The sequence below is a fragment of the Rhodanobacter sp. ANJX3 genome, from assembly GCF_014200755.1.
Lineage (GTDB): Bacteria > Pseudomonadota > Gammaproteobacteria > Xanthomonadales > Rhodanobacteraceae > Rhodanobacter.
The window spans coordinates 228,218-253,326 of record NZ_JACHCM010000001.1 but is presented as its reverse complement, the minus strand read 5'-3'; the positions used below and the strand labels follow the sequence as shown (position 1 = coordinate 253,326).

Annotated in this window: 19 protein-coding genes and 1 pseudogene; 3 read left to right on the top strand and 17 right to left on the bottom strand. The window is 56.1% G+C overall.

From position 1 onward, the window contains the following. Positions 1-32: 32 nt before the first annotated feature. The gene (locus HDE76_RS01010; RefSeq protein WP_221262228.1) at positions 33-776 is read right to left on the bottom strand and encodes a 2,3-dihydro-2,3-dihydroxybenzoate dehydrogenase; all 744 of its coding nucleotides are present in this window, start codon (positions 774-776) and stop codon (positions 33-35) included. A gap of 242 nt (positions 777-1,018) precedes the next feature. Continuing rightward, positions 1,019-1,657, bottom strand: a complete 639-nt coding sequence (locus tag HDE76_RS01005) for an isochorismatase family protein (RefSeq protein ID WP_184504865.1) — start codon at positions 1,655-1,657, stop codon at positions 1,019-1,021. 127 nt (positions 1,658-1,784) lie between these two features. Between HDE76_RS01005 and HDE76_RS01000 the strand changes: the two genes are divergently transcribed. Beyond that, positions 1,785-2,567, top strand: coding sequence for an aldolase (locus HDE76_RS01000; protein WP_184504863.1), 783 nt, complete (start codon positions 1,785-1,787; stop codon positions 2,565-2,567). A 223-nt stretch (positions 2,568-2,790) separates the two neighbouring features. Here HDE76_RS01000 and HDE76_RS00995 read toward each other — a convergent pair whose 3' ends face one another. After that, positions 2,791-4,083: a hypothetical protein gene (locus HDE76_RS00995; protein ID WP_179476496.1), complete on the bottom strand. Its 1,293-nt coding sequence runs from the start codon at positions 4,081-4,083 to the stop codon at positions 2,791-2,793. 655 nt (positions 4,084-4,738) lie between these two features. Next, positions 4,739-5,798: pseudogene (locus tag HDE76_RS00990) on the bottom strand (IS5 family transposase). Here HDE76_RS00990 and HDE76_RS20905 point away from each other — a divergent pair. Continuing rightward, positions 5,724-6,371: a cupin domain-containing protein gene (locus HDE76_RS20905; RefSeq protein WP_343205627.1), complete on the top strand. Its 648-nt coding sequence runs from the start codon at positions 5,724-5,726 to the stop codon at positions 6,369-6,371. The pseudogene HDE76_RS00990 and the gene HDE76_RS20905 overlap by 75 nt on opposite strands. Positions 6,372-6,781: 410 nt before the next feature. Here the strand turns inward: HDE76_RS20905 and HDE76_RS00980 are convergent, their stop codons facing one another. The 10 genes from HDE76_RS00980 to HDE76_RS00935 form a co-directional block, all read right to left on the bottom strand. Then, positions 6,782-7,198, bottom strand: coding sequence for a 4-oxalocrotonate tautomerase (locus tag HDE76_RS00980; protein WP_179476494.1), 417 nt, complete (start codon positions 7,196-7,198; stop codon positions 6,782-6,784). Between the two features lie 314 nt (positions 7,199-7,512). Continuing rightward, positions 7,513-7,749: a transposase gene (locus HDE76_RS00975; protein ID WP_179476493.1), complete on the bottom strand. Its 237-nt coding sequence runs from the start codon at positions 7,747-7,749 to the stop codon at positions 7,513-7,515. 142 nt (positions 7,750-7,891) lie between these two features. Next, on the bottom strand, positions 7,892-9,043 hold the full coding sequence (locus HDE76_RS00970; RefSeq protein WP_179476492.1) for a GGDEF domain-containing protein: 1,152 nt from the start codon (positions 9,041-9,043) through the stop codon (positions 7,892-7,894). Beyond that, positions 9,040-10,194 (bottom strand): GGDEF domain-containing protein, encoded by a 1,155-nt coding sequence (locus HDE76_RS20900; RefSeq protein ID WP_184504859.1) that lies wholly within the window; start codon positions 10,192-10,194, stop codon positions 9,040-9,042. Before HDE76_RS20900 ends, HDE76_RS00970 begins: the two co-directional genes overlap by 4 nt. A 133-nt stretch (positions 10,195-10,327) precedes the next feature. Then, entirely contained in the window at positions 10,328-12,715 is a 2,388-nt protein-coding gene (locus tag HDE76_RS00960) for a transcriptional regulator (RefSeq protein ID WP_184504857.1), read from the bottom strand. A gap of 203 nt (positions 12,716-12,918) precedes the next feature. Further along, the gene (locus HDE76_RS00955) at positions 12,919-14,451 is read right to left on the bottom strand and encodes a chemotaxis protein CheW (protein ID WP_179476489.1); all 1,533 of its coding nucleotides are present in this window, start codon (positions 14,449-14,451) and stop codon (positions 12,919-12,921) included. Between the two features lie 11 nt (positions 14,452-14,462). After that, positions 14,463-14,909 carry a chemotaxis protein CheD gene (locus HDE76_RS00950; protein ID WP_218861943.1) on the bottom strand — a complete coding sequence of 149 codons (447 nt, stop codon included), beginning with the start codon at positions 14,907-14,909 and terminating at the stop codon, positions 14,463-14,465. 23 nt (positions 14,910-14,932) lie between these two features. Further along, complete coding sequence (locus HDE76_RS00945) at positions 14,933-15,766, bottom strand: CheR family methyltransferase (RefSeq protein WP_179476487.1); 834 nt, start codon at positions 15,764-15,766, stop codon at positions 14,933-14,935. An 11-nt stretch (positions 15,767-15,777) separates the two neighbouring features. Then, entirely contained in the window at positions 15,778-17,298 is a 1,521-nt protein-coding gene (locus HDE76_RS00940) for a PAS domain-containing methyl-accepting chemotaxis protein (protein ID WP_179476486.1), read from the bottom strand. Between the two features lie 43 nt (positions 17,299-17,341). Further along, positions 17,342-18,646, bottom strand: a complete 1,305-nt coding sequence (locus tag HDE76_RS00935) for an HD-GYP domain-containing protein (protein ID WP_184504856.1) — start codon at positions 18,644-18,646, stop codon at positions 17,342-17,344. A gap of 235 nt (positions 18,647-18,881) precedes the next feature. Here HDE76_RS00935 and HDE76_RS00930 point away from each other — a divergent pair, with 235 nt between their 5' ends. Next, on the top strand, positions 18,882-19,841 hold the full coding sequence (locus tag HDE76_RS00930) for a transcriptional regulator (protein ID WP_179476484.1): 960 nt from the start codon (positions 18,882-18,884) through the stop codon (positions 19,839-19,841). A gap of 153 nt (positions 19,842-19,994) precedes the next feature. On the opposite strand, the gene HDE76_RS00925 is transcribed toward HDE76_RS00930, so the two are convergent. From HDE76_RS00925 to HDE76_RS00915, 3 genes are all read right to left on the bottom strand, one after another. Then, complete coding sequence (locus HDE76_RS00925; protein WP_184504854.1) at positions 19,995-20,714, bottom strand: hypothetical protein; 720 nt, start codon at positions 20,712-20,714, stop codon at positions 19,995-19,997. A gap of 423 nt (positions 20,715-21,137) precedes the next feature. Beyond that, positions 21,138-22,850: a ShlB/FhaC/HecB family hemolysin secretion/activation protein gene (locus HDE76_RS00920; protein ID WP_184504852.1), complete on the bottom strand. Its 1,713-nt coding sequence runs from the start codon at positions 22,848-22,850 to the stop codon at positions 21,138-21,140. A gap of 65 nt (positions 22,851-22,915) precedes the next feature. Continuing rightward, a partial coding sequence (locus HDE76_RS00915; protein ID WP_221262226.1) for a YDG domain-containing protein occupies positions 22,916-25,109 on the bottom strand: 2,194 nt, incomplete at its 5' end.

The following is a 25,109-nucleotide window of genomic DNA, read 5'->3' as shown; positions in this document are numbered from 1 at the left end:
TAAAGAGTGGATCGCGTGTTAGGTCGGATCGATCAGAAGGTGGCGCCGCCGTCGACAACGAGGTCATGCAAGGTGATGTGATTTGCCTCGTCGGAAAGCAGGAACGCGACCGCCTTGGCGATATCCTCAGGTTCTGCAATCTTTTGCAAAGGGATACCTGTTCGATACAAATTCTGATCGCCGTCGATCAGCTTGCGGTGCCGTTCATCCGTATGCCCAGCCATTGCTGCCAGCATGGCCGTATTGGTCGAGCCAGGAGAAACAACATTGCAGCGGATACCGTGCTTGCCAAGTTCAAGGCCTATGCATTTAGTAAGCATCGCGACGGCAGCTTTCGACGCGCAGTACGCCGACATGTTTATACGCGGTGTCGCAGCCGCATTGGACGCAATGGTGACAACTACGCCGCATCCTCGCAAAATCATCCGGCGGGTGACGCTATGCGATACGAAAAACGTACCATGCACGTTGATGTTGAATGTATCGGCCCATTCCTTTTCCGTTACGGCCTCGAAGGAATGCGGAAACAGCACGCCGGCGCCATTGACCAGGCCATCAATCGGGCGCTTGCTTTCGATATGGTCCACAGCTGCATCGACGCTATCCCTTTGTGAGATATCAACTGCAACAGCCTCCATGACGGGGCCGGCTTTATTCAGCTCGATGGATAGCTGTACCAGTCGCTCTCGATGGATATCCAACGCGTAAACAAACGCTCCCTCATCAATCAGTTGACGGGTCACAGCTTCGCCAATACCCTGCGCAGCGCCGGTCACGACGATCGTTTTCCTTGCGAATCGTTGTCGCATTGACCACCCCTATTTTTATCCCGCACCTTTGGGCGACGCTTCGCCGCAACTGATTCGTTTAGCTTTCACAAAACTTCCCAGCGAAGCCAATGTTCATTACCTGGGATGACCGCAAAATAACCAATGTTCGTTTTTAAATACGAACATTAAATGTGCCAAATAATCGTCAAAATCAAAAAATAATATTTCAGGATGTTACATAACGATCGCTATTCAGTCAACTCGAACACCACATCAGCTGACGACAAAACACGTCCCGAACAATGCGCAACGTGACGCAACGCCATCTCATGATGATTTAACGAAAAGTCGCCTAGTGCGTCCGAAACGAAGAACGGTTTGATATCCGCCATAAATGCATCCGTCGCGGTAACCAGGCAACCGATATGCGCATATACGCCGCAAATGATGAGCTGGGTGCGCTGGTATTTCCGTAACCGATCCAGTAAATCGCTCCGAGCGAAAGCGCTGTAGCGATGCTTTACCAGCACCTGGTCTTTCCCTTCAACAGGCGCTAGCCCGCGCACAATCGCCTGCGCCTCGCCTTCGCTCGGCATCCCAGCACCCCAGAAATCCAACAGCAGTCCTCTGCTTTCCGCGGCTTGTCCGCCGGGCTGCGCGGTATAGAAAGTGGGAATTTCAAGCCGATGGCATGCCTGCCTAATGACATCGATGTTCATCACGATCCGGTTGACGAAATCGGTCGACTCGTAGGGCTTTAGAAAATAATTCTGCATATCATGGACTAGCAACGCTGCATTGTTTGCGTCCACTTTCCATGGAAGTGGCGTACGAGCAAGCGCAACATCGGTAGGTAGCTCGTAATGTTTGATCTTAGGAATAGCCATCCGTGCCCTCGTTATCCTGAATTTCGTTCTTTCAATCAGATTGAATTGTTTTTGGCCTATAATCAAACTTTCCCGTATATTTTGATATAAGCATATCCATCATTAACCAGTCACCTTGGCGAAAACCATGGCATCAACCTTCGCTCTGCAGAAATCCGAACTTATCGATAAAGCACATGCGTCGATGGAGCAAGTGTTTGTCGATCAAACATGGAACCTGCGTCAAAAATTGGCCTTGACTTGTCGCATTCTGTTCGATGCCGGCCACAGCTCGTCACTGTCCGGACAAGTCAGTGCCCGCGCCGTGCCTAACGGCACGTTCTGTACCCAACAGTTCGGCCTGGGACTTGATGAGATACGTGAATCGAATCTTGTTCACGTCAACGAAGACCTCGAAGTGATCGACGGCAGGGGCATGGCAAATCCAGCTAATCGGTTTCATGCCTGGATCTATCGGCACCGAGCGGATACAAACTGCATCGTCCACACGCATTCTCCACACGTCTCGGCGCTATCGATGTTGGAGACTCCTCTGGTGGTGTCGCACATGGATTTCTGCCCGCTTTACGACGATTGCGCATTCCTGTCATCCTGGCCTGGCGTGCCGGTCGGAAACGAAGAAGGTGAAATCATCACGCTCGCACTCGACAACAAACACGCGGTACTGCTTGCCCATCATGGTTACCTGGTTGCGGGAAGAACCATCGAAGAAGCATGCATTCTTGCACTTCTGATCGAGCGCGCCGCTAAAGCCCAGCTACTCGCCATGGCCGCAGGAGAAATCAAACACCTTGCTCCGGAGCTTGCATTGGAAGCCAGGACCTGGATGACCACTGAGAAACGCTATGCGGCAACCTTTGCCTATTACGTCCGCGCCGCCCTGCGCCATCACGCCGACTGCTTGACCTAGATCACGCAGATTAAGCTCCCTGCCCGTGGGTGGCGCTCCGCCCACGGGCAGGGAGCATTGCAAAACACACGCACAACTTCAGCTACTTTCGTTGATCACTCATCAATACATCGATCGATGCTTGCATAACCCTCCTAGCTAAAATTATCGGGGCATTCCGCTTCGGTGGATAAGAACAACCCAAAATAGGAATATCCATCCGGCTCATCACGAGCCGCTGCGCTCAACGTTGTGGAGGAACATCAACCTCGGTCGTAGCGATGGTCGTAAGACCGTGATTGTTAGAAGCGATATAGGTAATCGTGTAGTACTGCTCAGTACCGCTCTTATTCGAGAAATCAAGATCAAAGCTGTAATCCGGTTCGCCGATATGCGCGTTCCGCACCGACTTGTTGATGTCGACATTCTTGTCCGAAGAAACAATGGACATCAATTCTGCATGCGACGACGGATCGCTGTAGTCCTTGAGATGGTGCTCGATGAAAACGTGCCTGAAGTCGTGCATAGCGCTAAGTGAACTGCTCCCCGCCACGTGGGAATACACATTGAAGATCGGACGCGGCGTAAAGGTCAGTCCCCTAGCCTCCGACAATCCATCCGGATTTCCGTCCGCGATGATGCCCAGGAATTTGCCGGTGACACGGTCGTACTCCATGACCTGGTTAGTACCGGTGCTGACTACATACAAATTGCTGTTAGGGCCACCGAAGCGAATCGCGTGCGGATCGACAATGCCGCCGTATCCAGGCGGAACGAATATATCCATGAAGGCCAGGGTCTTGCCATTGAAACGCAGTACTGCGTTGGTCCCCGCGCTCCCTACATATAGATTACCGTCGGGACCGAACTCCAATCCAATCGGTTGAACCAGATCGCTGGGATTCGGAGGTGCGATCGCACCGAGAAACTTCTTGGTCTGCAGGTCATAGTGCAACACGCTGTTGGTGCCGCCGCTGGCCATGTACATGGATGTCTGATCGAACGTTTGCATGAAGGGCTGGGTTAGGCCGCCGTCCACTTGATCGTGAGTGGCGAAGACATCGATGAACTTGCCATCGCTGTCGTAGCGCAATATCTGATTTAAGGTCGAGTCGCCAACGTACACCTTGTTATCTGGTCCAAAATTCGGGGCCGAAGGTGAGATCAGCCCCCCGTTGCCCTTGTCGATGTACACACCTTTATACGCACCGCTATACCCATCGAAACGCAGCACCTGCCCCGATCCGGATGCAGAAAGGAACAGGTCGCCGCGAAAGCCGATCTGCGATGCGACCGGTCCGGATACAGCGGCAATCACGCCGAGAAACTTGCCGGTATCCTCGTTGAACGACATGACTTGGTTGCTACCAAAGCTGCTAATGAAATAGGTCGCGTAAGGGTCATTGGAGTCGTTGCAATAGCCTGCTTGAGGAGCTATGCAAGCTCCCAGCAAAGCCGTGGCTATCAACAGCGAAAAGGCTTTCCGCCCGGGGCTAGCCACAAATCCTTCAACATATGAAGCAACTAGTGAAAACATAAACATCACCTCCTGTGTGGGGAAAATTTTGTCTGTTTTTCGCAAGAGCGGCTGCGACGCATCAGCTCGCTGGGCCAGCCCCTTTCAGCTTTCGGCCGTACTTGTCTACGGTAGGCAACATTTGCCCATGCGTGACTTGATGTCTCGCATAACGCTCATTTCAATGTGCCCCCACTTGCGTTATCCCCCTGGAAGATAACGATAGTTATTTGACTATAGATAACGATTTACATCTAGTCAATAGAAAATGTGCACTAAAAATCAGATTGGCGCGCAAGATTAAAAAATCGACGTTTAGATCGTGACAATTGATGATTCGAGAGCTTTTGGCCATATCACCGTAATGTGGATATGCCTTCATGCCATCGAATAAAAACAACATCTGGTAGATCAGATGGATGTTGTGATACGCATCACATGGCTTGTATACGAAATATTTACACCTGTAGCATATTTTGCGGCATTCAAAGCAGACTACGGAACATTTCAATAAGGTGGATGTGACTGTATCCATCGTGTTTCAAGCACAAAAAGTATCAAATTGCAGTCCATTAGCAGGCTGTTGAGAAACACCCATCCACGGGCTCCGCGATAGAAGGGTAGATCGTGAACCGACGGCGATGACCTTTCGTGCCGCCGGCCTGACGCACGCCACTCATGTCGGCGAGGGTTGCCACCACTCGCCGATACCGCCAAGTCGGATGAGGTTGTAGGCCGCAAAATTCCAGTGCACCCACGCGCTGACCTTCGCCAAGCCGATCCACGGCAGCTTGCGTAGGTCGCCGATGGTCTTGGCCCAGCCGAAGCCCTGCTTTATGCGTTTGCGTATTTGAAGACTGATGGCGTAGCCCTTGCCGCGCGCCGTGCGTCCGTCGATACCGCTACGCCGCCCGTTGGCGGTGTTGCGGGCGATGTGCGCCGATCCCGCGCTGTTTCAACTGGTCAACGAAATCGTGCACGTCGTAGCCCTTGTCCGCACTCAACGTCACGCCGCGATGCAGGTGCGCTTCGGCCAGTCAAGGCGCCCTCACGCTCTCCGGTGCCCGTGGCATGAAGCACATCTACGCCTACCAGCAGGCCGTTGCGATTTTCCATCAGGGCATTGGCCAGATACGCCAGACGCGCCTGCTGGCCCTGGCCCTTGCGGGCCAGTCGCGCATCCTGATCGGTGGTCGAAGCATGTGTATCGTTGCCGCGTTTCTGACCACGGAAGTCACTGCCATCGCCGTCGTGCAAGCCATCCTTGGGGCGGAAACTGCGATGCGAGGCTCAGGCTTCCAGCAAGCTGCCATCCACCGAAAAGTGCTCGTCGCTGACCAGATCATTGAGTCTTGCTAGCAAGACCATGCTGGTGAAAAACCGTTGGGCGATCTCGGCATCGAACAACCGATCCCGATTGAACGAAATGGTGGAGTGATCCCATACCGTGTCGTCGATGTTCAAACCCACGAACCAGCGAAACAGCAAGTTGTAGTTCAACTGCATCAACAACCGTTCGCTGCGCACGCTGTAGACCACCTGCTGCAAGCAGCCGCTCGAGGGGGAATCGATGCGCGTCCGACAGCGGCGTAACGTGTAGCCAGCACCTCGTCGAGGTCCTGCAGGATCGTATCGACCAGCACTCGCAGCTTGCGGATCGGGTGATCGGTCAGAACGCGTTCGCCCACCGGAACATACGAGAAAATGTCCAACTGCTGGATATCTGCCCCGCGCACCGCAACTACCCAATCATTGATGAGGGCTATCATTGTCGCGACTGCGAGGCGTTTTTCAACAACCTGTTAGAGGAAGCCACAGGAGGATCCATGCGAACTACTTATAATCATAAAACTCTCTTCACTCGCAATATGTGTGGACTGAAGACGCGCCGACTGCCCACACAAACGCTATTGTTCGTCGCGATGTTATGCGTGACATTACTTTTTGATGCGAGATTTTCGCATGCTTCGGAAGTAGCCGCGGTCCAGCCGATCACTCGCTCAATACTTGAACGACGGCCGATACTCGGCACTAATCTGGAACGGGAAGTCATCCTCGTCGCCTTTCAACCGGGGGTGATCGCGCCGCCACATCACCATACCGATGCAGGCTTCAACTACGTCATCGAAGGCACGGCTGAATCGGGTTACGGCAACGAAACACCCAAGCTCTATCATGCCGGCGAAACGTTCCTGGATAAGGCCGATGTGCCGCACACCGTTTTCATGAACCCCGAAAAAAACAAAGTGCTACGGTTTCTGATCGTGGCCAGCGTCCCGGCTGATAAGCCTTATACCATAGTGCCCTAGCCGAATATTTCGGGCTAACTGATCTCACAAACCAAAAGCCCATGACTGGCGTTGCCACTGGCTCAGCAAAAGATGATGCTTGTGTTGCCGCCAATCAGAGATCAGGCATTTATTGCCAGCGCATCGACCCCCTCACTGCTGTAAAGGAACACCGACTTCCGTCGTGTTGGGCTAAGTAACCGTGTAATCGCTGAGACGAATCCGTATTTTATTAGCATCGAATATTTGTATTAGCTACTATCCATTCCGTCAAAGTGCTTCACAACGGTTAACCTGACTTTAAAGCTGATAAATAATTAGACGAAGCCCTACAAACATTCACACCTCAGCTAGGGATCGAGCATTGGAACAACTTGCTAACTAGCGAAAGGCCTCATACAGGGGGCCTTTCGCAAGATGCTTGCAACTTATTAGGCGGCCGGAGCGCCACTCGTCAGCTGTGCATTGGTCAACGCGTGACCAGCAATGCCCCACGCCCCATCCACAGCATGTACGACATTCACCCAGATACGATCCTTAGGTTGTTTACCCTTGGACGCCTCATGGACGATATCGGTGGCTTCTTCGATATAGCCCTGCTGGATTTCACGGGTCGCAAAGGCAAACCCCGGAACTTTCCATTCGATAAACACGACCGGGCCTTCCATCGACCCAGAGAACGTATGGTCCTTGGGCACCACGTGGATCGAACCGACGATATTGCGCTTCAGATCCAAATTTTCAGACTGTCCATGCCACTTGAGCATGCAATCGGAGAGACGGGAAAACGTTGCCTTTTCGGTTCCTTTCGGCAGAACGCCTTCGGTGAGGGTCAGTGTGAGCGGCATGGGAGTCTCCCGATAGTAGTTAGGGACACACACAATGCGTGACCCTTACGAGCGCGTACATAACGATCGTGATTTCATCATAAATAACGATCGTTATTTAGTCAACTAACGGCTGGGACGTGGTTCAAGTGTAGGCCGGCACAACTCTACAGTCTCGGTCTTGCTATCAAGCCGCATGATCGTCTCCTGTTCTGTCGTGTTGAAACGACGAAGCCTGCTGGCGACGATCTGATCTCGAACATGGTGCGTCTCACATCAAGGAGAAACGCCCCGTTCGTCGGTTCCACCACACATTGCAACATCGGCTAGGCCACTCAACGGGCGGTATTGAGGTAGTCTCCCCTACCCGCGATAACGCTTCCTAATCGACACTGATCGTTGCCTTTTTTTGCTGCCTGTGCCAGGCCGTACAACGTGTGCTTGGGAATCTCGATGCGGGTGGCCACATCCACCACCGTAAAGCCCCGCTCGATGACATGCCTCACCGCCTCGGCACGGAACTCATCCGTGTAATGTTTGTTGCTACTCATAAACACCACCGTCATTGCCATGAATTATGGCGTCCGTATGTCTACGAAAGGCTGGTGGGTCCATTGCGACAATTAGCATGTGTTGGACGTCTTGTTTGGATTGCTCGAAGAAGCGCGCTATTGATGGCACGGTTTGCGGACGGGAATAAACGAGCAACGGATTTTAAAGTCGAGGATTATTCAACGTCTTGGACGTTGCAAGCACCGTACGATTACGACCATCGGCTTTCGCTTGGTAAAGCGCACGGTCGACGCTCTCCAGCGTAGCGTCTAGGCCCTGGCTCGAGCCTTCGACCAGGCCGGCCGAGAAGGTCAAATGTAGCTCCACGAGCGCTTCAGGCGCACGCCGGCGGTCGCCCAAACTGGAACGAATGTTGTCGATGAAAGCCATCGCCTCATCGACCGAGATGCCAGGCATCAACAACAGGAACTCTTCGCCACCCCAACGACCGAGCTCACAGATGCGTGGCAAGAGGGATTGTGCAACTGCTGCGAAGTGACATAACACCTGATCTCCCAAGGCATGACCAAACTGGTCGTTGATGCGCTTGAAGTGGTCCAGGTCAATCAGTGATATACACAAAGGGCGTGGCTGAGCGGTTCCACCTTGGCATGCTGCTGACAACCGTTCGCCGATATAGCGTCGATTAAACAGACCTGTAAGCAGGTCATGCGCCGCGATGACTTCCAGGCGAGCTTTGGCCACCTCTAGCTCGGTGCGCTGGGCACGCACCTTCAAACGCATCCGACTAACCTCGCTGAGCAGAAACGCCATGCAAGGCAGGCAGATAACGGCAAAGACGAAGTGCAACGCTTCGGCGCGCGGGTCGAACTGCTCGGGATAAAAATAGGCCAGCGATGCCATCATCGCACCGAAGCCGATCACGCTAAACCAAGCCAGTAATCGGGTTTGCCGCGGACTCATGGCCAGGAAGCCAAAGAGCGGCAACAGTGCTACAAGCAGAAATGTTAAGGCGCGCACTGGACCAACGGTTGGGTAAGCAAAGACCAGTGCGGTCACGGCAAATAGGTTCTGCGGCATCGTCAAAGCCGGATCGCGCAGGCGACGGCTCCAGCCACTGCGCACCAGCAAGTAAAAAACCACCGGACCAGCCAGCATGTAGATCGTCAGCCAGAACGCTAGTTGCAGATCACTGAAGCCGAAATACACAGTCAAACGCACTGCCAGGATGCTTATCAGATAGACCAGCATAGCCATTACAGTGCGTTCAACAGCCATCCGCATCGAGGCATCGCGACCAAGCACAAGACCATGCATTTCCTCCCCCACGGCAATGGCCCACGCCCGGCTCATGGGTACTCTACCGACACGGCTTGCTCGCTCATCACGCGATCACGCCCAGCATTCTTGGCACGGTAGGCTAGGTGGTCAGCGCGCTCGACTACTTGATCGGCGGTTTCCCCCTGTTGCCATTGAACCACGCCGACAGAGATCGTGACTCTTAGTTCGGGACGGTCTAGCCACAAGGTATCCCCGGTCATGTCCATGCGCAGACGCTGCAACACCGCGGTCGCCATGGGCAGGTCGGTATCTGATAGCAGCAACAGGAACTCTTCGCCACCCCAACGCGCGATCACATCGGTCTCGCGCAAACAGCGCAGGGCCTGTTCTCCGAAACGGCGCAGTGTATCGTCGCCGGCAGCGTGACCGTACTGATCATTGATCCGCTTAAAATGATCCAGGTCAACTAGGGCAATGCATGTGAGAACCGATTCGCCCTGCAATCGCTCCTGCTCACGCGCCAAACGCTCGACCATGAAACGACGATTGAACAAACCAGTCAGCGCATCGTGGCTGGTAAGCAGCTCCAGCCCAGCCAACGTTGCTTGTAGCGCCCGGCGTTGCTCATGCATGCGAGCCCGCAATTGCTCCACTTGTGCAGCGACGATTGACATGGTGGGCACCACGGCAACCAAGATGAGAAAATTGATCACCTCTTGTCGCGGGTCGAAGATTGCGGGCCAATGCGATCCGACTAATGCCATCGTACTGCCATAAGCGGTCAGCGTGAACACTGCAAGCCAACGTCCCTGCGATGGCGTTAGCGAAAATCTTCCGATCATGCCAAATGCCATGACCAACGGAACAAGTAACAGCGTGAGGGAGCGAAAAGCCGGAGTGAGTATTGCGTAGGCTATGCACATGACGACAATGGCGCACATCATCTGCAGCATAGTCATTTCTTTATCAGTCAAACGACTGTCTAGTTCGCAGCGAATCACTATATAGAACAGACTTGGGTTTATCAGCAAAATAAGCGTAAATACGCGAGCTCGGCCGAAATCGGTCAGCCCCAGCACGACACCGAACCATACCGCCAACACACACGCCAAGTAGATAACCATGGTCATTAAAGTGCCGATAATACGTGCGCGCTGTGCTGATACCGAACCCAGCACCAAGCGGAGGGTGGCGGCTTTAATCCGATACAGATAACGTGCCACTGGTTAAGCGACCCCTATTTAAAAGACCGATCTATCTTGTTTAGACGAATCAAAATATATACAGGCTATCGGCCAATGAGCGCAGGACTTTAAGTAGGCAGCTGAAAAGGTTAGGCGACATACTGGCTCAAAGTTAGTTGCCGGTAGGCAGCGACCGCTCACCCGCCAGAGAAAGCGCAAGCTTATGCGCTGCGAGCGCTGCATCGCTTTGCCCAAGCGCTTGGTAAACACTGGCCTGAACCATCGCCGCACGCATGTCAGTCGTCGCCCACGGCGCAAGTGTGCCGCTGATTGCCATTGCCTGATCAATATGTCCCGCCGCCAACGCTTTAGAGGCATAAGATTGTCCGACATCGACCAACAATTCGGGCACCCCCAATTGTTGGGCGCGGTTCATGATGGTCGCAAATTTTTGCAGTGACAACTCCGTCTCGCCCTCAGCAGCGATTTGTTCGGCTTCCGCCAATTCGATATAGATTTCAGACCAATCATCGGGCGTCTTCGTGGCAACCCACTCACGCATTGCCCTTGTTTCGATGCGAGCCTGTTTAATCTCTCCACTCCCTCTAAGCGAACGAATGAGGACCAACCATGTTTGTGCGTACGGAATATCGCTTGCATCTTTCAGCGCTGGCATCTTTGCTGCCGCAGCAGCGTTGAACGCCGTTTTATAGTCACCCTTAACGAGAGCGATGTTTGCTTGAAGCGCTTGAGTTAAAGCTAGTAAAGTTTTGTCAGTGGCTTCACTCTCTTTTAAAATCGAATTAACCATTATTTGCGCTTCCTTGACCCGTCCAACATCGGCCAACGCTTGCGCTCGATGAAGGCTTAGCCAAAAGCTGATGGGTCGTATTTTCACGAAAGACGGTGTCGGCCAAAAACTATCCGTCGTTTTCAAAGCCTCTCCAAAGTGGAGTAACAGCCTTTGGTCGTTGGCTATGTCAATGGATACGGTAAGCATTGCCTTATTTCCACCGATCCTCGAGAACTCCTCATAGGATTTCTTGAGAAATGACATCGACGCTTCAAGTTGGCCGCGGTCGGTCAAAATAAGCCCTGTTTGGTAATCTGCTATGGCGGCACCCTGCAGATCTCCCGCTCTGGCATAGCTGACTCTCGCGCGGCCTACGTCGTCTGAAGCCTGCACAAAAAGCTGAAGAGATTTTTCCACTTGCGCGCGGAAGGCGTACGCGTAGCCGAGATAGATTTCGTTACCATTTCCCTGTAGCAGTGGAACTGCTTGGTCAAAAAACTTCAAAGCCTCCTCTTTTTCCCCCTCATACTGAGCGTGCCCGCCGAGAGATTCAAAAATTTGTCCGCGAAGGACCTCCGTCTCTGGCCGCACAGGCAATTGCTCCAGCAATGCATGAAGGTCTCTCCCCGCGGTCCCGTAATCCCCCGCATCCATTTTCAGTAGTGAGTCGTAGTACCGAATGACCGGTAGATTTTTTACGGACGGCGGCGCTTGTTCAATAAGCCGCTGGGCAAGATCTTCTTGCGCAGAAAGGCGCGCCGTTATGATGCGCTGAACCAAAAGCTGCTGAGCCACCGGAGGGTCGACGTTCTTCAGTGGCTTGAGGCCGAATCGAACAAGAAGCAGATCCGCAGCAATATTGCCAGCGGTTAAAGCATCGTCAGACACCGCGTGGACGCGCACCGTTTCATGAGCTGAAGTGCGTGCGTCCAGCTCTACAATCCACTTGCCGTTGGCAAGTGAAACGCGTGGATTAATACGCATTGATACGCCCAATCGTTCGTCTGAGAACGCATCCTTGCGAATGTCACCGACTTTTACATCGAGTTGGCTTACGACAATCTGACTTGCCATCGTCGGCATTTTTGCGTGATTGAGCCGATCCGAAATGAGCGCCATAAGCCCCAATTGAAGCCATTGCCAATCGTTCGGCGCTTTCACTTCTGCAGGTAACACAACTGCTAGGCCGGTGCCCGTTGCAACGACGGGCAAGAATGCTGTGTCCTGATAGCGACGATGTAGAAAAACAAGAACAGCAATCGCAACGGCGACGACAAGTGAGGTGGATAGCGCAATCTTCGTTCGCGTACGAACTGTGTAAAGATCCCGCCATTTCGTTGACGATTTAGGTGGCTGCCGCGCTGCGACCTTGTCTTTATCCAACGAACCATCGAAGGGACTAACCTCGTTCGAAAAATCAGAGGCAATCGCCACATCGAAACTCTTCGGTATGACTGCCGTTGGTATCATCCATCGATAGCCGACACGGACAATCGTTCGAATGGCGCTCTGCTTACTACCGGCATCATCCAATTCACGGCGTAAACGGACAATCGTTTGTGCCAGAAGATTTTCGCTGACGTCTGTGCGCCCCCAAACAGCAGAGATCAACTCATCTCGGCCAACAGGGCGTTCTCTATGCTTGATTAGATAGGACAGACAGTCGAATGCACTGGCGGGCAATGCAATGAACACATCTCGGCGTTTCAACTCTCGCGCTAAAGGATCTAGCGAAAAATCGCCGAAAACATAAAGTTGAGCTTTCATATCAGCACGTTAGCTGATCGTTCACCAACACGCTACGTGAGCCATTTGTGAACCGCTCCGGTTTTTGAGGAGGCTCCAACTCTTGAAAAGATAGAGCCACGAACAAGTCGGCAAATTCTCCCCAGAAGTCCGCGAGTGCGCCGTGCTTATGCTGCAAGAGCACGAGGCTGATGATGGTTGCAGTCGACCTAGTCGCTGGCAGTTTAATTTACGGCCTCGCCTTGAAGTACATCGGTATGGGTCAATCGCACCATGAGCGGCCTTGAGTCCATCAGCATAGCGGTTGTGTTGTCAGGCAGCTCAATAAACTCAAGGAGATCCTGCTGCAGGGGAGTGTTGAGCTGGTTGGTTACCAGCAGAGGAATACGCAGCTTATCGGTGGTATCGATGCTAACTATGTTTTCCAGCGCGTCGACCACAAGGCCATATTTGTGCCCGCAGTGTTCGACGATGAGGATTTTGCTGTTGGCGAGGTTCTCCGCCTCGTCCATGCTGTAGTGGATCCGAAGGTCGACAACCATGATCAGTGCCTGTCTCAGGTTCAGCACGCCGCGAACGTAGGGTGGAGCGCCCGGTGGACGCACCAGGGTCGCGTCGTAATCGACTACTTCGCGAAGCTGTTCAATACGCAGACCCATGAGTCGATCAAGCCGAAACGTTATCCAGGTCTCGCGTATGCGCTGGCACCGATTTTCGACTTCGCGCTGTTCGCTGTCTGCCACTAGATAAAGATCACGGTGGCCCTGAATTATGTCAGTCATGAATGGGGCCTCCAGCAAAGCGGGCGCGTTGACCATCAAAAGGTCGTCCATGCCGGAATCGGGACAACTGATGCAGCCGGCGAATAAGCCCTCCTCGCCTCGGATAGTCGGCATCGGCAGCAGTTGTGTATCAAGGTAAGCAACAATGCTGCCGACGTTATCGACTAGCAGTCCGAGGTAAGCATCACCCTTGCGCAGTACAAACACCCGGCGTGGATCTTCTCCATCCTCTCCGTTCGTCGGTTCGGCGCCGTGACTTTTCAGTCCAAGGAAGCAGGCGAAGTCTACAACTGGCACCGGGCGACCGCGCAGTTCCAGCCATCCCAAGCAGCGCTCGTTACCGAGTACCGAATGCTTCAGTTCCGGCAGTCGAATAATTTCTTGGATCGCTTTCATCGGCACCGCCATCTGCCGGCCGCCGCTCTGAAAAGATATCGCCTTATGACGGTTGCCGTATGTCATTCGCCGTTGGTGAGCTTGCTGTAACACATCGGAATTGAGTAATTGCGGTAAGCCCGGCAGACGCGCCAATGCGGAGGCGGATAAGACCTGTAGGATGCGATCGTCGAAGAGAAAAGCGCTTTCGATCAGGACCAACGATTCGCTGTCATGGCGTGATGGCACTACCTCGTTCGTCGCTAGTTTCAACATCTCACCGATGCGATCGAACAGCAAGCCCAGGCGCGCTTGGCCAGAAATGACCAAAGCGATCCGCGCCTCACTGTTGTCCGTGCTATCGGGTAAACCGAGAAAGCGGCCCAGGTGCACGATGGGGATCAACATGCCACGCAGATTGAACAGGCCCAGCACATGCTCCGGGGCGTCAGGTATCTTGACGATGGTGCCGGGGAAGGTCACTACTTCCTGCAGCGCATCGATAGGCAGCGCCAGCTCGAATTCGCCTAGGTGAAATGAACCAAATAGCTTGACCGTGTTCGGCGCTGCGGGCGTGTCTGGGAGAGCCGAACGGTCCATAGCGGGTTCCTCTAATTGATACGTTCGAAGGTACGCACGACATATTGCTGCGTGTCGCAATGGATGCTCAGCTGACGACCACTGATGCCACCTATTTCGGTATGCACCACACGGATCCCCGCGTCCGCCAGCAGCTGCTGGGCCATTTTTGTGTTCTGCTCGCCGATCAATCCGTTGGGGGTTAGCCGGCGCTGGTACACCATGCAAGCACCGCCGGCCACAATGGCTTGGAGCTGGTTGTAACAAGAAGGCGAAGCACCGATCAGCTGCAATAGCGAGGGCACGGCATCCGTCACATACTTTGCTGATGGTTGCGCCGCTTGCGTTTGAGAATACGGCAGCAGGCAGTGTGCCAGGGCGCATAGGTTGCGCTCACGCCAGAGAAGACCGATGCCTACGCACGAGCCAAGCGTACTGCGCAACACCTGCGGCGCGCTGCCAGTCCGTACTTCGCACATTTTCACGTGGATATCGTTCCCATTCACGCCGCGGTTCGCTCGTTTTGGTAAATCAGCGGCTGTTGGTAGTTAAAGCCGGTGCGGATACGGTTGAGGGATTCCGATTCGCCCACTATGAGTACCGCCCCTGTGGCCATCGATAGCCGGACGTTCTCCAGCACCGTTTCCTGTCCGGCCCTATCAAAGTAAATAAGTACGTTACGCAGCAGGACCAGATCAAAGCACGCAGGATCGACTAGCCCCTGGTAAAGATTGTGTCGGCGGAAGGTGATATGGGTGCGCAATGAAGGCGCAACGGCGCATGCCGTGCCGTCACTACAGAAGTACTTTTCCAGCATCGCTGGACGCGCCTTTTTCAGACCCTCCACGTTACGGCCGAAGTATTTTCCCGAGCAGCCTACGTCGAGTACGCGTTGAGCGATGTCAGTGCCTAGGATGCGGTACTTAAAGTCGGGATGCTTTTGGTGAAATTCTTCAAACAGCATCGCTGCCGAATAGGCCTCCTCACCGGTGGACGCGGCAGCAGACCACACCTGCAACGTGACGCCCGCATGGGCGGCATGCCATGCGGGCAAAAATTCTTGCCAGAGGTAATTCCAGATTCTTGGCGTACGAAAGAACGAGGTCTCGTTCGTCGTAACCAGGTCTATGAAGTGCCCTACTTCGTCGGCCGAACTGTCCAGCACCGCGAGGTAATCGCTGTAGTTGGACAGTGACAATGTCTGCAATCGTCGTCGCAGGCGTCCGTGCAGAAGCGTCCACTTCCGATCGGCCATGTCGATGCCCGTGTGTCGCCGCACCTGGGCGAACAGTGCCCGTCGAGTGTCCATGTCCACCGCAGCTTCTATAGCTAGCATGATCTGCTCCGTCAGTTCTCGAAGTGGTTGACGGTGGCGCTTAATTCCCCCGCACCTTCCATCAGATTTCCACACGCACGGGCGATGTTGTCGCAGGTCGCGGCAGTCTTTTCCGTCTCTTCGGCGATCTGCTGTACCGCCGTCGCCACCTCACGGGCAGCCACCGCCTGTTCGTCAGCGCCGCACGAAATTTCCGCCATCGCTTGCGTGGTACGAGCAACGCCGAAGACGATCTTGTCGAATGCCTCGGCTGCCTGTCTGGAAATTTCGCCACCTTGCGTGACGCGCTTGACCGATTCGTTAATCAGTATCGAAATCTCCTTCGCCGCCTTTGACGACCGCTCGGCCAGCTTGCGCACCTCATCGGCAACGACAGAGAAGCCCAGCCCGTGTTCGCCCGCGCGGGCCGCCTCGATAGCCGCATTGAAAGCAAGCAGATTGGTCTGACTGGCGATCTCGCTGATCACTTTGATGATCTCACCAATGTCCTCGGAGGACTTGTTGATCAGCCCCATGGACTCGATCGACTTATCAATCGCCTTGGCGCCGCGCTCGGCCTCCTGCTGCGTATCCTTGGCCAACTGGTCCGCGCCCCGTGCATTACTAGCGATGGAGTTGATCGAAGCCGTTAGCTCTTCAATCGTTGCATTCATTTCTTCGACAGTAGCTCCCAGCAGTTGCGCACCACTGGCCATGGAATTGGACTGCTCGGCGATTTCAGTCGATGCATGGGCGAACTCGCCAGCACGGCGCCTGACCAAATCCTCCAATTCTCCCTGAGCAGTGATATCCGAAGCGAACTTGACGACCTTCTGCAGAACCCCATCCCCGTCAAACATAGGGTTGTAGCTTGCATGTAGCAAAATTGGCTGGCCTCCCTTCCCTACGCGGCGATAGCGGCCAGAGTCGAAAACGCCGCTGCGCAGTTTTTCCCAAAAAGCAGCGTACTCGCGGCTCGCGGCATAGTCCTTATCGCAGAGCATGCGGTGATGCTGACCAACAATTTCATCGAGCCTGTAGCCAACCGCCGCGAGAAAGTTCTGGTTAGCCGTAAGCATATTGCCATCGAGATCGAACTCGACTATCGCTTGCGACTTGTCCAGCGCGGCCATCTTGCTATGAACTTCCGCCGCCGCATTTCGCGACGCGGTGATATCGGTCGCAAATTTAATTACCTTGTACGGCACGCCTTCGCTGTTTAGCACGGGGTTATACGAGGCGTTGAGCCACACCATCTCACCGTCTGCCGTGATGCGTTTGTACTCGCCCCTTTCGAAGTTACCGTTGGCCAGCCGCGCCCAGAACTTTGTGTAATCAGCGCTAGAGGCATAGGCTGGATCGCACAGCATGCGATGATGTTTTCCACGGACCGCTTCGAGCGTATAGCCGAGTATGTCCAGGAAGTTTTCGTTCGCATCGATAATGTCACCGTTCATATCGAATTCGATCACCGCCTGGACCCGATGAAGTGCGTCGTTGAAGGCGGATATTTCCTTCATTTCCAACGACAGATCATGTATTTCTTTATTCATGGCATTTCCTTTAAACCAATGTGTTTGGGGCCCTGAACATGGCCTATGAGATAAATGCATCCATGTCGAGATGAGCCCATGCCGCTCGATCCTCGCGTGCAACGATGTGGTCGTCGCAATCGTTTTGAGCTAAATCGAGGGTTATTCCGTGCGCGTAACTACGCGTGCGAATGGAATACACGACGCGTACGCACGGATTCACCGCCGACGCCGACGCCAATTGCGGTCGTTTGATCACGATGGCTAAACGCTGGGACGCCAGCCTGACCAGGGATCCGATGGGGTACACACCGATCGTGCGTACGAATGCCTTGAAAAGCACGGGATCAAAATGCCCCGTCCAACCCGCCATACGGTGCAACGCGTCGGCGGGATCCCAGCCTTTTTTGTAAATTCGGTCGCTCGTTACCGCGTCGTAGACGTCACAGATCGAGACCATTCGCGCAAGCATGGGAATGTCCTCGCCCTTCATCCGGTCGGGGTAGCCCGAGCCATCGAATTTCTCATGATGGCGGAGGCAAGCATCCAGGACACCAGCATCGGTGGCATCTTGCGAATGCAGCATTTCATAGCCCATCGCGGGATGTTCGCGCATATAAATCCACTCCGCCTCGCTGAGTTCGGCCGGTTTGTTGAGGATTTCTAGGCTTATCCTGGCCTTCCCGAGATCGTGTAAAAGGCCAGCCATACCGCAGCGACCGATCTGCTCTTCGTCGAAGCCCACGCCTCGTGCGAATGCCATCATCAGGCAGGCAACGGCGACCGAATGCACGTACGTGTAATCGTCGACTGATCGCATTCGCGCCACGCTTAGCAGCGCCGAGGGGTGTCGTGTAAGCGTCAGCGACATGTCGCTGACAATTTGCGTCGCCGTCCGCATATCGACCGTTTCGGTAATACGCGCGTTCGAAAAAATGTCCGCAACCACGTCCTTGGCGTGGAGGCAGACCTTTGAGGCTTCTTCCAGTTCGCGCTCGAACGGCATCGGCAGGCTGGAGGATTCGCGCCTACCAGGATCAGCCGCAGCTACCGTTGTGCTCGGCTGCACCGCCTCACGCGGTCCGTCAGCGTGAGCCGGTTCCGCCACATCCAGGCCGCGTGCCGTATCGATCCATATTCCTTTCAAGCCGGCCGTGCGCAGCGCCTGGACCTCTTCGCTCGACCGAATCAGAAAGCGCGGCCGCCAGAAAGGATTTTTGAGCCAGGAACCTTCCATGCGACCGACATACATGCCAGGTATGAGCTGTTCAAATTTTATTTTCTTCAACATCGGGGCACCGCCAAACGACCAAACCTCGTCGGCGTCGATGGATACGCTCAGCCTTAAAAAGAGGCATTCGGAAACCATGCGAACGGGATCGTATTTATATGACGGCTTAAAAATCAGTCACTTAAACGCACAAAATCACCTCACCCGAGCTGAATCCCCTCCAGCTTGGTGCGGTTATTGCCCCCGCTGGGCACGACTGTTGCCTGTTTACTCCTCGGAGATCGCGTTCGGTCGCGTTGATTTGTGCTGCTGCGACCTTCATTTTTTTTTCGAGCTGCCGATAGCTCTCTAGAGCACGGCGGATCTCAAGCTGATGAATCATCAAAGCTATTCCTTCAGAGGGTTTCTTCTTAACCCGCTCTCCAGAGAGCTCTGGCACGATGGGGAAGCGATTCCACTCTCCTCCAGCGCGTTCGACTGTCTTGTCTATCTTGTAGAGCATCGCGAACGCCCTATCGGGCGCGACGAACTTATTTCGGCGGTATGGGCAAGAGCTGATGTGAATGACAGTCTGTTGGCTCAAACTATCGTTCGCTTGCGGCGCGCCCTGGGCGAAGACGGTAAGGAGCAGCAAATCATCCGGACAATTCTCCGGGTCGGATACCGTTGGATCGCCGATACCGTGGTGCACGCGGGTCCGCCCGCGGCCGAGCTGACGACCAACCGCGCCACCTTGCTGCCGTCGACATCCAAAGCACTACCCATCGGGACTGACGGCCCCCCGGCGTACCGATTTCCTCCAATGCGCCGCCATGTTCGGATCATTGGCACGGCCGTAGCGGCTATCGTTCTTTCCGTGTGCTTCGCCTGCTTCGCGCTTGCGCATCGTCAGCTGCCAACGTGGTCCATGAGTCCCGCAAAACGCTCGTTGACGGTAGTGTTACCCGCAAAGGTAAACGCGCCGGCTCAATGGAACTGGCTCGGTTTGGGAGTGATGGCACTGGTGGCCGACCAGATCAAGATCGGCGATGTCCAAATCGTCTCGAATCCGACGGTTCTAGCCCTGATGAACAACGACCATCAGCTTACGCCGCAACAGATCTTTTTCAAACCAGAACTGGGTATTTCAACGACGATTCAGCCCACGGTGTTACTGAAGAATGGTATCTGGACAGTTCGCCTTACGATTGGTCGAGCTAACGAAGCTGGTGATGATGTGCAGGCAGCATCGGCGAATGTTCTGCAAGCCGCTCACGACGCCACGTACTTGCTGCTCGCGCGCATAGGAAAAACACGCAGCGATGGGCGCCAGAGCCCACCAGTCGCCAACTGATTCCCATAACAGCGGCTAATCACGAGGTATCGTCGGAGTTGAAGCCCCAGTCTTCATTTCGAGACTTCGCTTTATCCGACATACGCGCTGAAAGTTTTTCTCGCATCTCAAGCACTTCCGATAGCCGGTAAGGGAATGTTTGCCCGATTGTTTTCATGTTGAATTGCGACGATGACAGACGCCGATATTTCGCAAGGCTTTTCCTGACATGACACGCACGCTGTCACGCTCCGGGACAATGTCTGAATCTGTCTTTGCGTTCGTTATCCAGCGAACCCGAGAGGTCTTTTGCACCACCTCGTAAACGCCCTGCTCTTCGCTGACGTGGGTGTGCGAACTGCGCGTTGGGTTGAGCTGCTGCGATTCCACCTGGCGGATGATGCCGCGCACGGCGCGTGCGTCGTTGAAGATGGCGTGCCCCAGCAGCGATAGTGTGTGGTCGGCTAGCTCGGTGTCATGGCTGGCGGTGACGACATCGCCGTGGGCCACAATCATGTCGATCAGCTGGTTGAGTGTGTCGACTTGGTCGAGGGTGATGCCGAAGCGGTAGCGCTCGCCCGTGTCGTAGGGCATCGTCTCGGCGGCTTCGGGCTTTGCGTAGGCGCCCAGCTCGGCCTCGCGTTCGGATCGGTAGGCTGGAAACGAGAGGTTGTTCAGCACCAGGCCCAACTGCTCCGCCAGAAATTCCAGGCAGATCGCGACCTGCTCCGCGTTGATTTCGGGTATCCCTTCGTGCTCTGCGTCCGGCGTGCGCGGTTGCGCGACATGCGAGAGAAACTCGGCGTAGTCGCGCAGTTTCTGCAGTCGGAGCTGGCTGTTCTCCGGTAGAAAATAACCCCTCGTTTCCCGATCATTTGCATCGAACGTCGACATGGCCGCCTCCTCATTCCGTCGAAGTGCCCGTGCACGGCATGACGCCGGACGGGAAGTCGGGAGGTTCGAAACCGCACACAGCCGGCGGGCGTATTCCCCTTGCGGGTGTTGTATTAGCCGCCCTCCCGACGCAGGCATCGCGTCGGTTGCACCTACAAAAAGCGTAGGTACAAAAAACCCACCGGTTTGACGGAGGTGGGTACCGCTGTGTGGGGAGTTTCGACGCTCCTTGAGATCGAGTCTGCTATCGCCGCTCGACCGTGTCAAGAGAGCTTGGGAAGCGCGACGACTCTTGTGCGTGCGAGATTGAGCTGAGGTCATTTCTCAGTAATAAGAAGCGAATTCTGCAGTCGCTTCTTCTTACCGCTCGTCGGTCGAAACCGAATCAAGAAACACTATGAGTTGTTTAAGCCGCTACTCGACTTAGTCGAACCCCTTCATCACCTGTACCCACAGGCGGGTCTTGGTATTCACGTTGGGCAGAATGTCCGGCGTGTTGCCGATGGGCTTGGCCACCGACGCCGAGGCAGTCCAGCTGTGTGGACCCGTCCAGTTCAGACCGAGGCCGGCACTGCTGAGACGGCCGCTATTGATGCTTCGCTCGAACGTGTCCTTGTAGACCGCCACGCGACCGGTGTCGCCGAACAGCTTGGCCTGCCACTGTCCCGTCACGCCGGGGATGGTGAAGTTGTGTCGATATTCCAGGGAGAACAGATTGCCCTGCGAGCCGGCCAGTACGCCGACGTCGTAGCCACGCACGGTGCTGGGGCCACCGAGGAAGAACTGCTCTGACGTGTCGAGGTTCTTGCTCGCCCATTGCTGGGTGAAGCTTGCGTACAGCGCGTCGTCGTCGCCCAGTTTCTGCAGACGGGACAGCGAGAAGGTGTACTTGTTGTACGAACCCTGCGTACGTGCCGTGATGTAGTCGATGAGGTTGGCGAGACCGTTGGTGTAGTCGATGTCGCCGTGCGACATGCCAAGGTTGTAGTTGATGATGCCGTGCGCATCGCGCTCGTCGCCGGCCAGCGTGGCCACCCACACGTTGGCCTGGCGATCGGTGTCGATGCCGACGAGGCCGATGTCGTCCTTCAGCAGCTTGCGGTCGAACTCGATCTGGCCGTACAGGTTGGCCGCGGTGTTGCGCACGATGGGCTGGGTCAGCGTGAGGCTGCCCACCAGCGCCGAGCCGTAGGCATCCAGTGGCGACAGCTCATCCTCCAGGTTGTAGTGCAGCGACGACACGCCGGCGCGCAGCGTGGTGCCCTGCCCGTTCAGCAGATAGCGGTAGCCGCCCTGCACGTAGTTCATGCCGCCGCCCGAGCTGGCCGCGCTGAAGTCGAGCAGATCGCCTTCGTGCAGCAGGCCGTTCACGTCGAAGCTGCCGGTGGCGCGCGCGCGGCCGGTGTATTCGTTGCCGTAGTCATCCACGCCCAGTGTGCCCGTGTAGCGCGGCGCCGAGGTCACGTCCACCACGAGATCCGACGTGCCCGACGCGTCACCGGGCTTGATCGCGGAGCTGACCTGTGCGCCGGGGATGTCCGACAGCAGCAGCAGGCTGCGTTCCAGCGTGTCGTTCGACACCGGCTGGCCCGGCTGCAGCGGCGCCAGGGTGGACTGCAGTGGACCGTCCTTGACGGCGCTCTGGTTTTGCAGCACGACCTTGCCATAGCGCGCCTCGACCACCGCGAGCTTCACCACGCCATCGGCCAGGGTCTGCGCCGGCACGTACACGCGCACCAGCGGGTAGCCGGCGCGCAGATAGGCTGCGCTGATGACGTCGGCCAGATCGCTGAGATTGCCCAGCGTCAGCGCCTTTCCCTCGTAACCGATCACCAGCGAACGCAACTGCTCATCGGATAGCAAGGTGTTGCCGGTGATCTGGATGCGCTTGACCATGAAAGGCCGCGAATCGGCAGCCGGCTGCTTTTCGGAATGCAGCATGTGCAGGTCGAGATCGGATGGCGGCACCGTCGAAGGCTGCTGCGGCGCCTGCTGCAACAGCAGGCCGCTGTTGATGCCGCCGGTGCTGGGGATGCCGGTGGGCACGGATTGGGCATGCACCGCGCCTGACAAGGCCAGCGACATCATGGCGGCCAGCGTGCCGAGGCGCAGTACGGGACAAGACTTGGTGTTCATGGCTTTCACTTGAAGAGGGTTGACTGAAGAAAAGTGAATCGTTCGGGACATGCGGTTCACTTCCCTCACGGCAGCGCCTGCGCGGGCGGGCGCACGCCGCCATCGATCACCTTCAGGGCCAGGCCCGAGCTGAAATCGCCGCGCGACACGTTGCGCTCCACCGGGCGATGCAGCCGCTTCTTGTTGCCGATGAAGGTACCCACGCTTTCCTGCGCGGCAAGGCCGTAAGGCGTGGCGAGTACCTTCGAGTTCAGCACACTGTCTACACTGGCGAGTGTGCCGTTGCTGATCCCGAACGCCGACGCCTGCGCGCCGGTGATGTTGGCCTGGGTGTACACGGTCGGGCTTGCCAGCAGGTAGTTGCCTGCGTCGGCACCGCTCAACTGCACGCCCGTGACCGTGACCAACTTGTCGCTGCCGATAGTGGGATCGGAGAAGTTGGCCGTCCCGTAGCCGAACTGCACGGAGTCACCCGCCACCACGCCAGGGCTGCCCAGCGTCACCGTGTCCAGCGTGCTGCCGTTGTAGATCTTGCTGGTGCCGGTGGCGTCGGCCACGAGGGTCTTGGGCGTGATGCTGAGCGTATCGACGCCGCCGACCAGGGTGTAGTTGCCGGCCAGGCCACCGTTGCTGCCGTCGGACAGTGTCAGCGAACCCAGGCTGGTGAATAGCTTGTCGCTGCCGACGTTCTTGTCGCCTACCTGTCCCGTGCCGCCAAGGTTCACCGTTTCGCCATTGATGCCAGTCAGCAGGCCGCCATTGCCGAACGCGCTGGCAACCGCGTTCGTCGTGCCGTCGTATACGCGAGTGCCGCTGAGGTCCAGCACGTACGGGTTGATGGTGCCGACCAGGCCCGAAGGTTGCACGATGATGTAGTTGCCTGCATCGGTGCCGCCGATCGTCATGCCGGTGGTGACGCTTTCCGTGCCCGCATTCGCCGAGGCGAACGTGCCGGTAGCGTCGTTGCCCAGCGCAACGCTGTCGCTGCCGAGCAGCCCCTTCAAGGTCGAACCACCAAGACTTGCCGTGGTGTTACCGTCGTAGGTCTTGGTGCCTACCGTGGTGCCGGCGACCGTCAGCGTGGCCGGCGTGATCGTCAGCGTGTCGGTGCCGCCTACCAGCGTGTAGTTGCCGGCCAAGCCGCCGTTACTGCCGTCGGCCAGCGCCAGTGTGTCCAGGTTCGCGAACGGCTTGTCGGTGCCCACGTTCTTGTCACCCACCTGGCCCACACCGCTCAGCACGACCGTCTCGTTGCCGACCAGGCCGCTGATCGCCAGCAGCTTGGCATTCGCATCGGTGTCCGCGTCGTACACGCGCGTGCCACTGAGGTTCAGCACGGCCTTGTCGATATTCGCCGTCGTCGTCGCCGTGTTGTTGACCGTGTAGTTACCCGCATCCGTGCCGTTGGCCGTGATACCGCCCACCGTCACCGTCTTGCCGGTGCCGGCATTGGCATCGGAGAAAGTGCCAGCGGTATCGGCGAAGTCCACCGTATCGTTGCCGACGATGCCGCTGCTCGTCAGCGAGGTCACGACCGCCGTGGCATTGCCGTCGTAGGTCTTGTCGGCTGCCGTTGCCGCGACCGTGATGGCCTTTGGCGTGATCGTCAGCGTGTCGATGCCACCCGCCAGCGTGTAGTTGCCGGCCAGGCCGCCATTGCTGCCATCGGCCAGCGCCAGGTTACCCAGGCCTGTCAGCGCCTTGTTCGTGCCGACGTTCTTGTCACCCACCTCGCCCGTACCACTGATTACTACCGTCTCGTTGCCTACCAGGCCGCTGATGGTCGTCAGCGCGCCGGCATCCGCGTTGGTCGTGCCGTCGTATACGCGCGTGCCGGCGAGATTGAGGATCGCCTTGCCGACGTCGAGCGCACCATCGACGTAGCTGATGGCGTAGTTGTTGCTGCTCAGGCCGCTCGCGGTGATGCCGTAGTTGCCGGCGTTGATCGCGCCTTGCGACGTGCCGCCATAGACAAGGCTGCCGCCCAAGACACTCGACGTCTCGTTGTTGACGAGGCCGCTGTAGGTCACCCCGTTGCCGCCGGAATAGGCCAGCCCGTCGTAGGTCTTGCTGGCATCTTGCGCGGTGACCGTCAGCGCCGCCTTGCCGACGTCGAGCGCACCGTCGACGTAGCTGATGGTGTAGTTGTTGCTGCTCAGGCCGCTGGCGGTGATGCCGTAGTTGCCGGCGTTGATCGCCCCTTGCGACGTGCCGCCATAGACGAGGCTGCCACCCAAGACACTCGACGTCTCGTTGTTG

Excerpts from the sequence above, each read along its gene's own strand:
- HDE76_RS00920 (WP_184504852.1), bottom strand. The coding sequence starts at position 22,850 with ATGAACACCAAGTCTTGTCCCGTACTGCGCCTCGGCACGCTGGCCGCC.
- HDE76_RS01005 (WP_184504865.1), bottom strand. The coding sequence starts at position 1,657 with ATGGCTATTCCTAAGATCAAACATTACGAGCTACCTACCGATGTTGCG.
- HDE76_RS00930 (WP_179476484.1), top strand. The coding sequence starts at position 18,882 with ATGAATCATCAAAGCTATTCCTTCAGAGGGTTTCTTCTTAACCCGCTC.
- HDE76_RS00995 (WP_179476496.1), bottom strand. The coding sequence starts at position 4,083 with ATGTTTTCACTAGTTGCTTCATATGTTGAAGGATTTGTGGCTAGCCCC.
- HDE76_RS00980 (WP_179476494.1), bottom strand. The coding sequence starts at position 7,198 with ATGCCGCTCACACTGACCCTCACCGAAGGCGTTCTGCCGAAAGGAACC.
- HDE76_RS00975 (WP_179476493.1), bottom strand. The coding sequence starts at position 7,749 with ATGGCAATGACGGTGGTGTTTATGAGTAGCAACAAACATTACACGGAT.
- HDE76_RS00940 (WP_179476486.1), bottom strand. The coding sequence starts at position 17,298 with ATGAATAAAGAAATACATGATCTGTCGTTGGAAATGAAGGAAATATCC.
- HDE76_RS01000 (WP_184504863.1), top strand. The coding sequence starts at position 1,785 with ATGGCATCAACCTTCGCTCTGCAGAAATCCGAACTTATCGATAAAGCA.
- HDE76_RS00945 (WP_179476487.1), bottom strand. The coding sequence starts at position 15,766 with ATGCTAGCTATAGAAGCTGCGGTGGACATGGACACTCGACGGGCACTG.
- HDE76_RS00950 (WP_218861943.1), bottom strand. The coding sequence starts at position 14,909 with ATGTGCGAAGTACGGACTGGCAGCGCGCCGCAGGTGTTGCGCAGTACG.
- HDE76_RS00955 (WP_179476489.1), bottom strand. The coding sequence starts at position 14,451 with ATGGACCGTTCGGCTCTCCCAGACACGCCCGCAGCGCCGAACACGGTC.
- HDE76_RS00935 (WP_184504856.1), bottom strand. The coding sequence starts at position 18,646 with ATGGTTTCCGAATGCCTCTTTTTAAGGCTGAGCGTATCCATCGACGCC.
- HDE76_RS00925 (WP_184504854.1), bottom strand. The coding sequence starts at position 20,714 with ATGTCGACGTTCGATGCAAATGATCGGGAAACGAGGGGTTATTTTCTA.
- HDE76_RS00970 (WP_179476492.1), bottom strand. The coding sequence starts at position 9,043 with ATGAGCCGGGCGTGGGCCATTGCCGTGGGGGAGGAAATGCATGGTCTT.
- HDE76_RS00960 (WP_184504857.1), bottom strand. The coding sequence starts at position 12,715 with ATGAAAGCTCAACTTTATGTTTTCGGCGATTTTTCGCTAGATCCTTTA.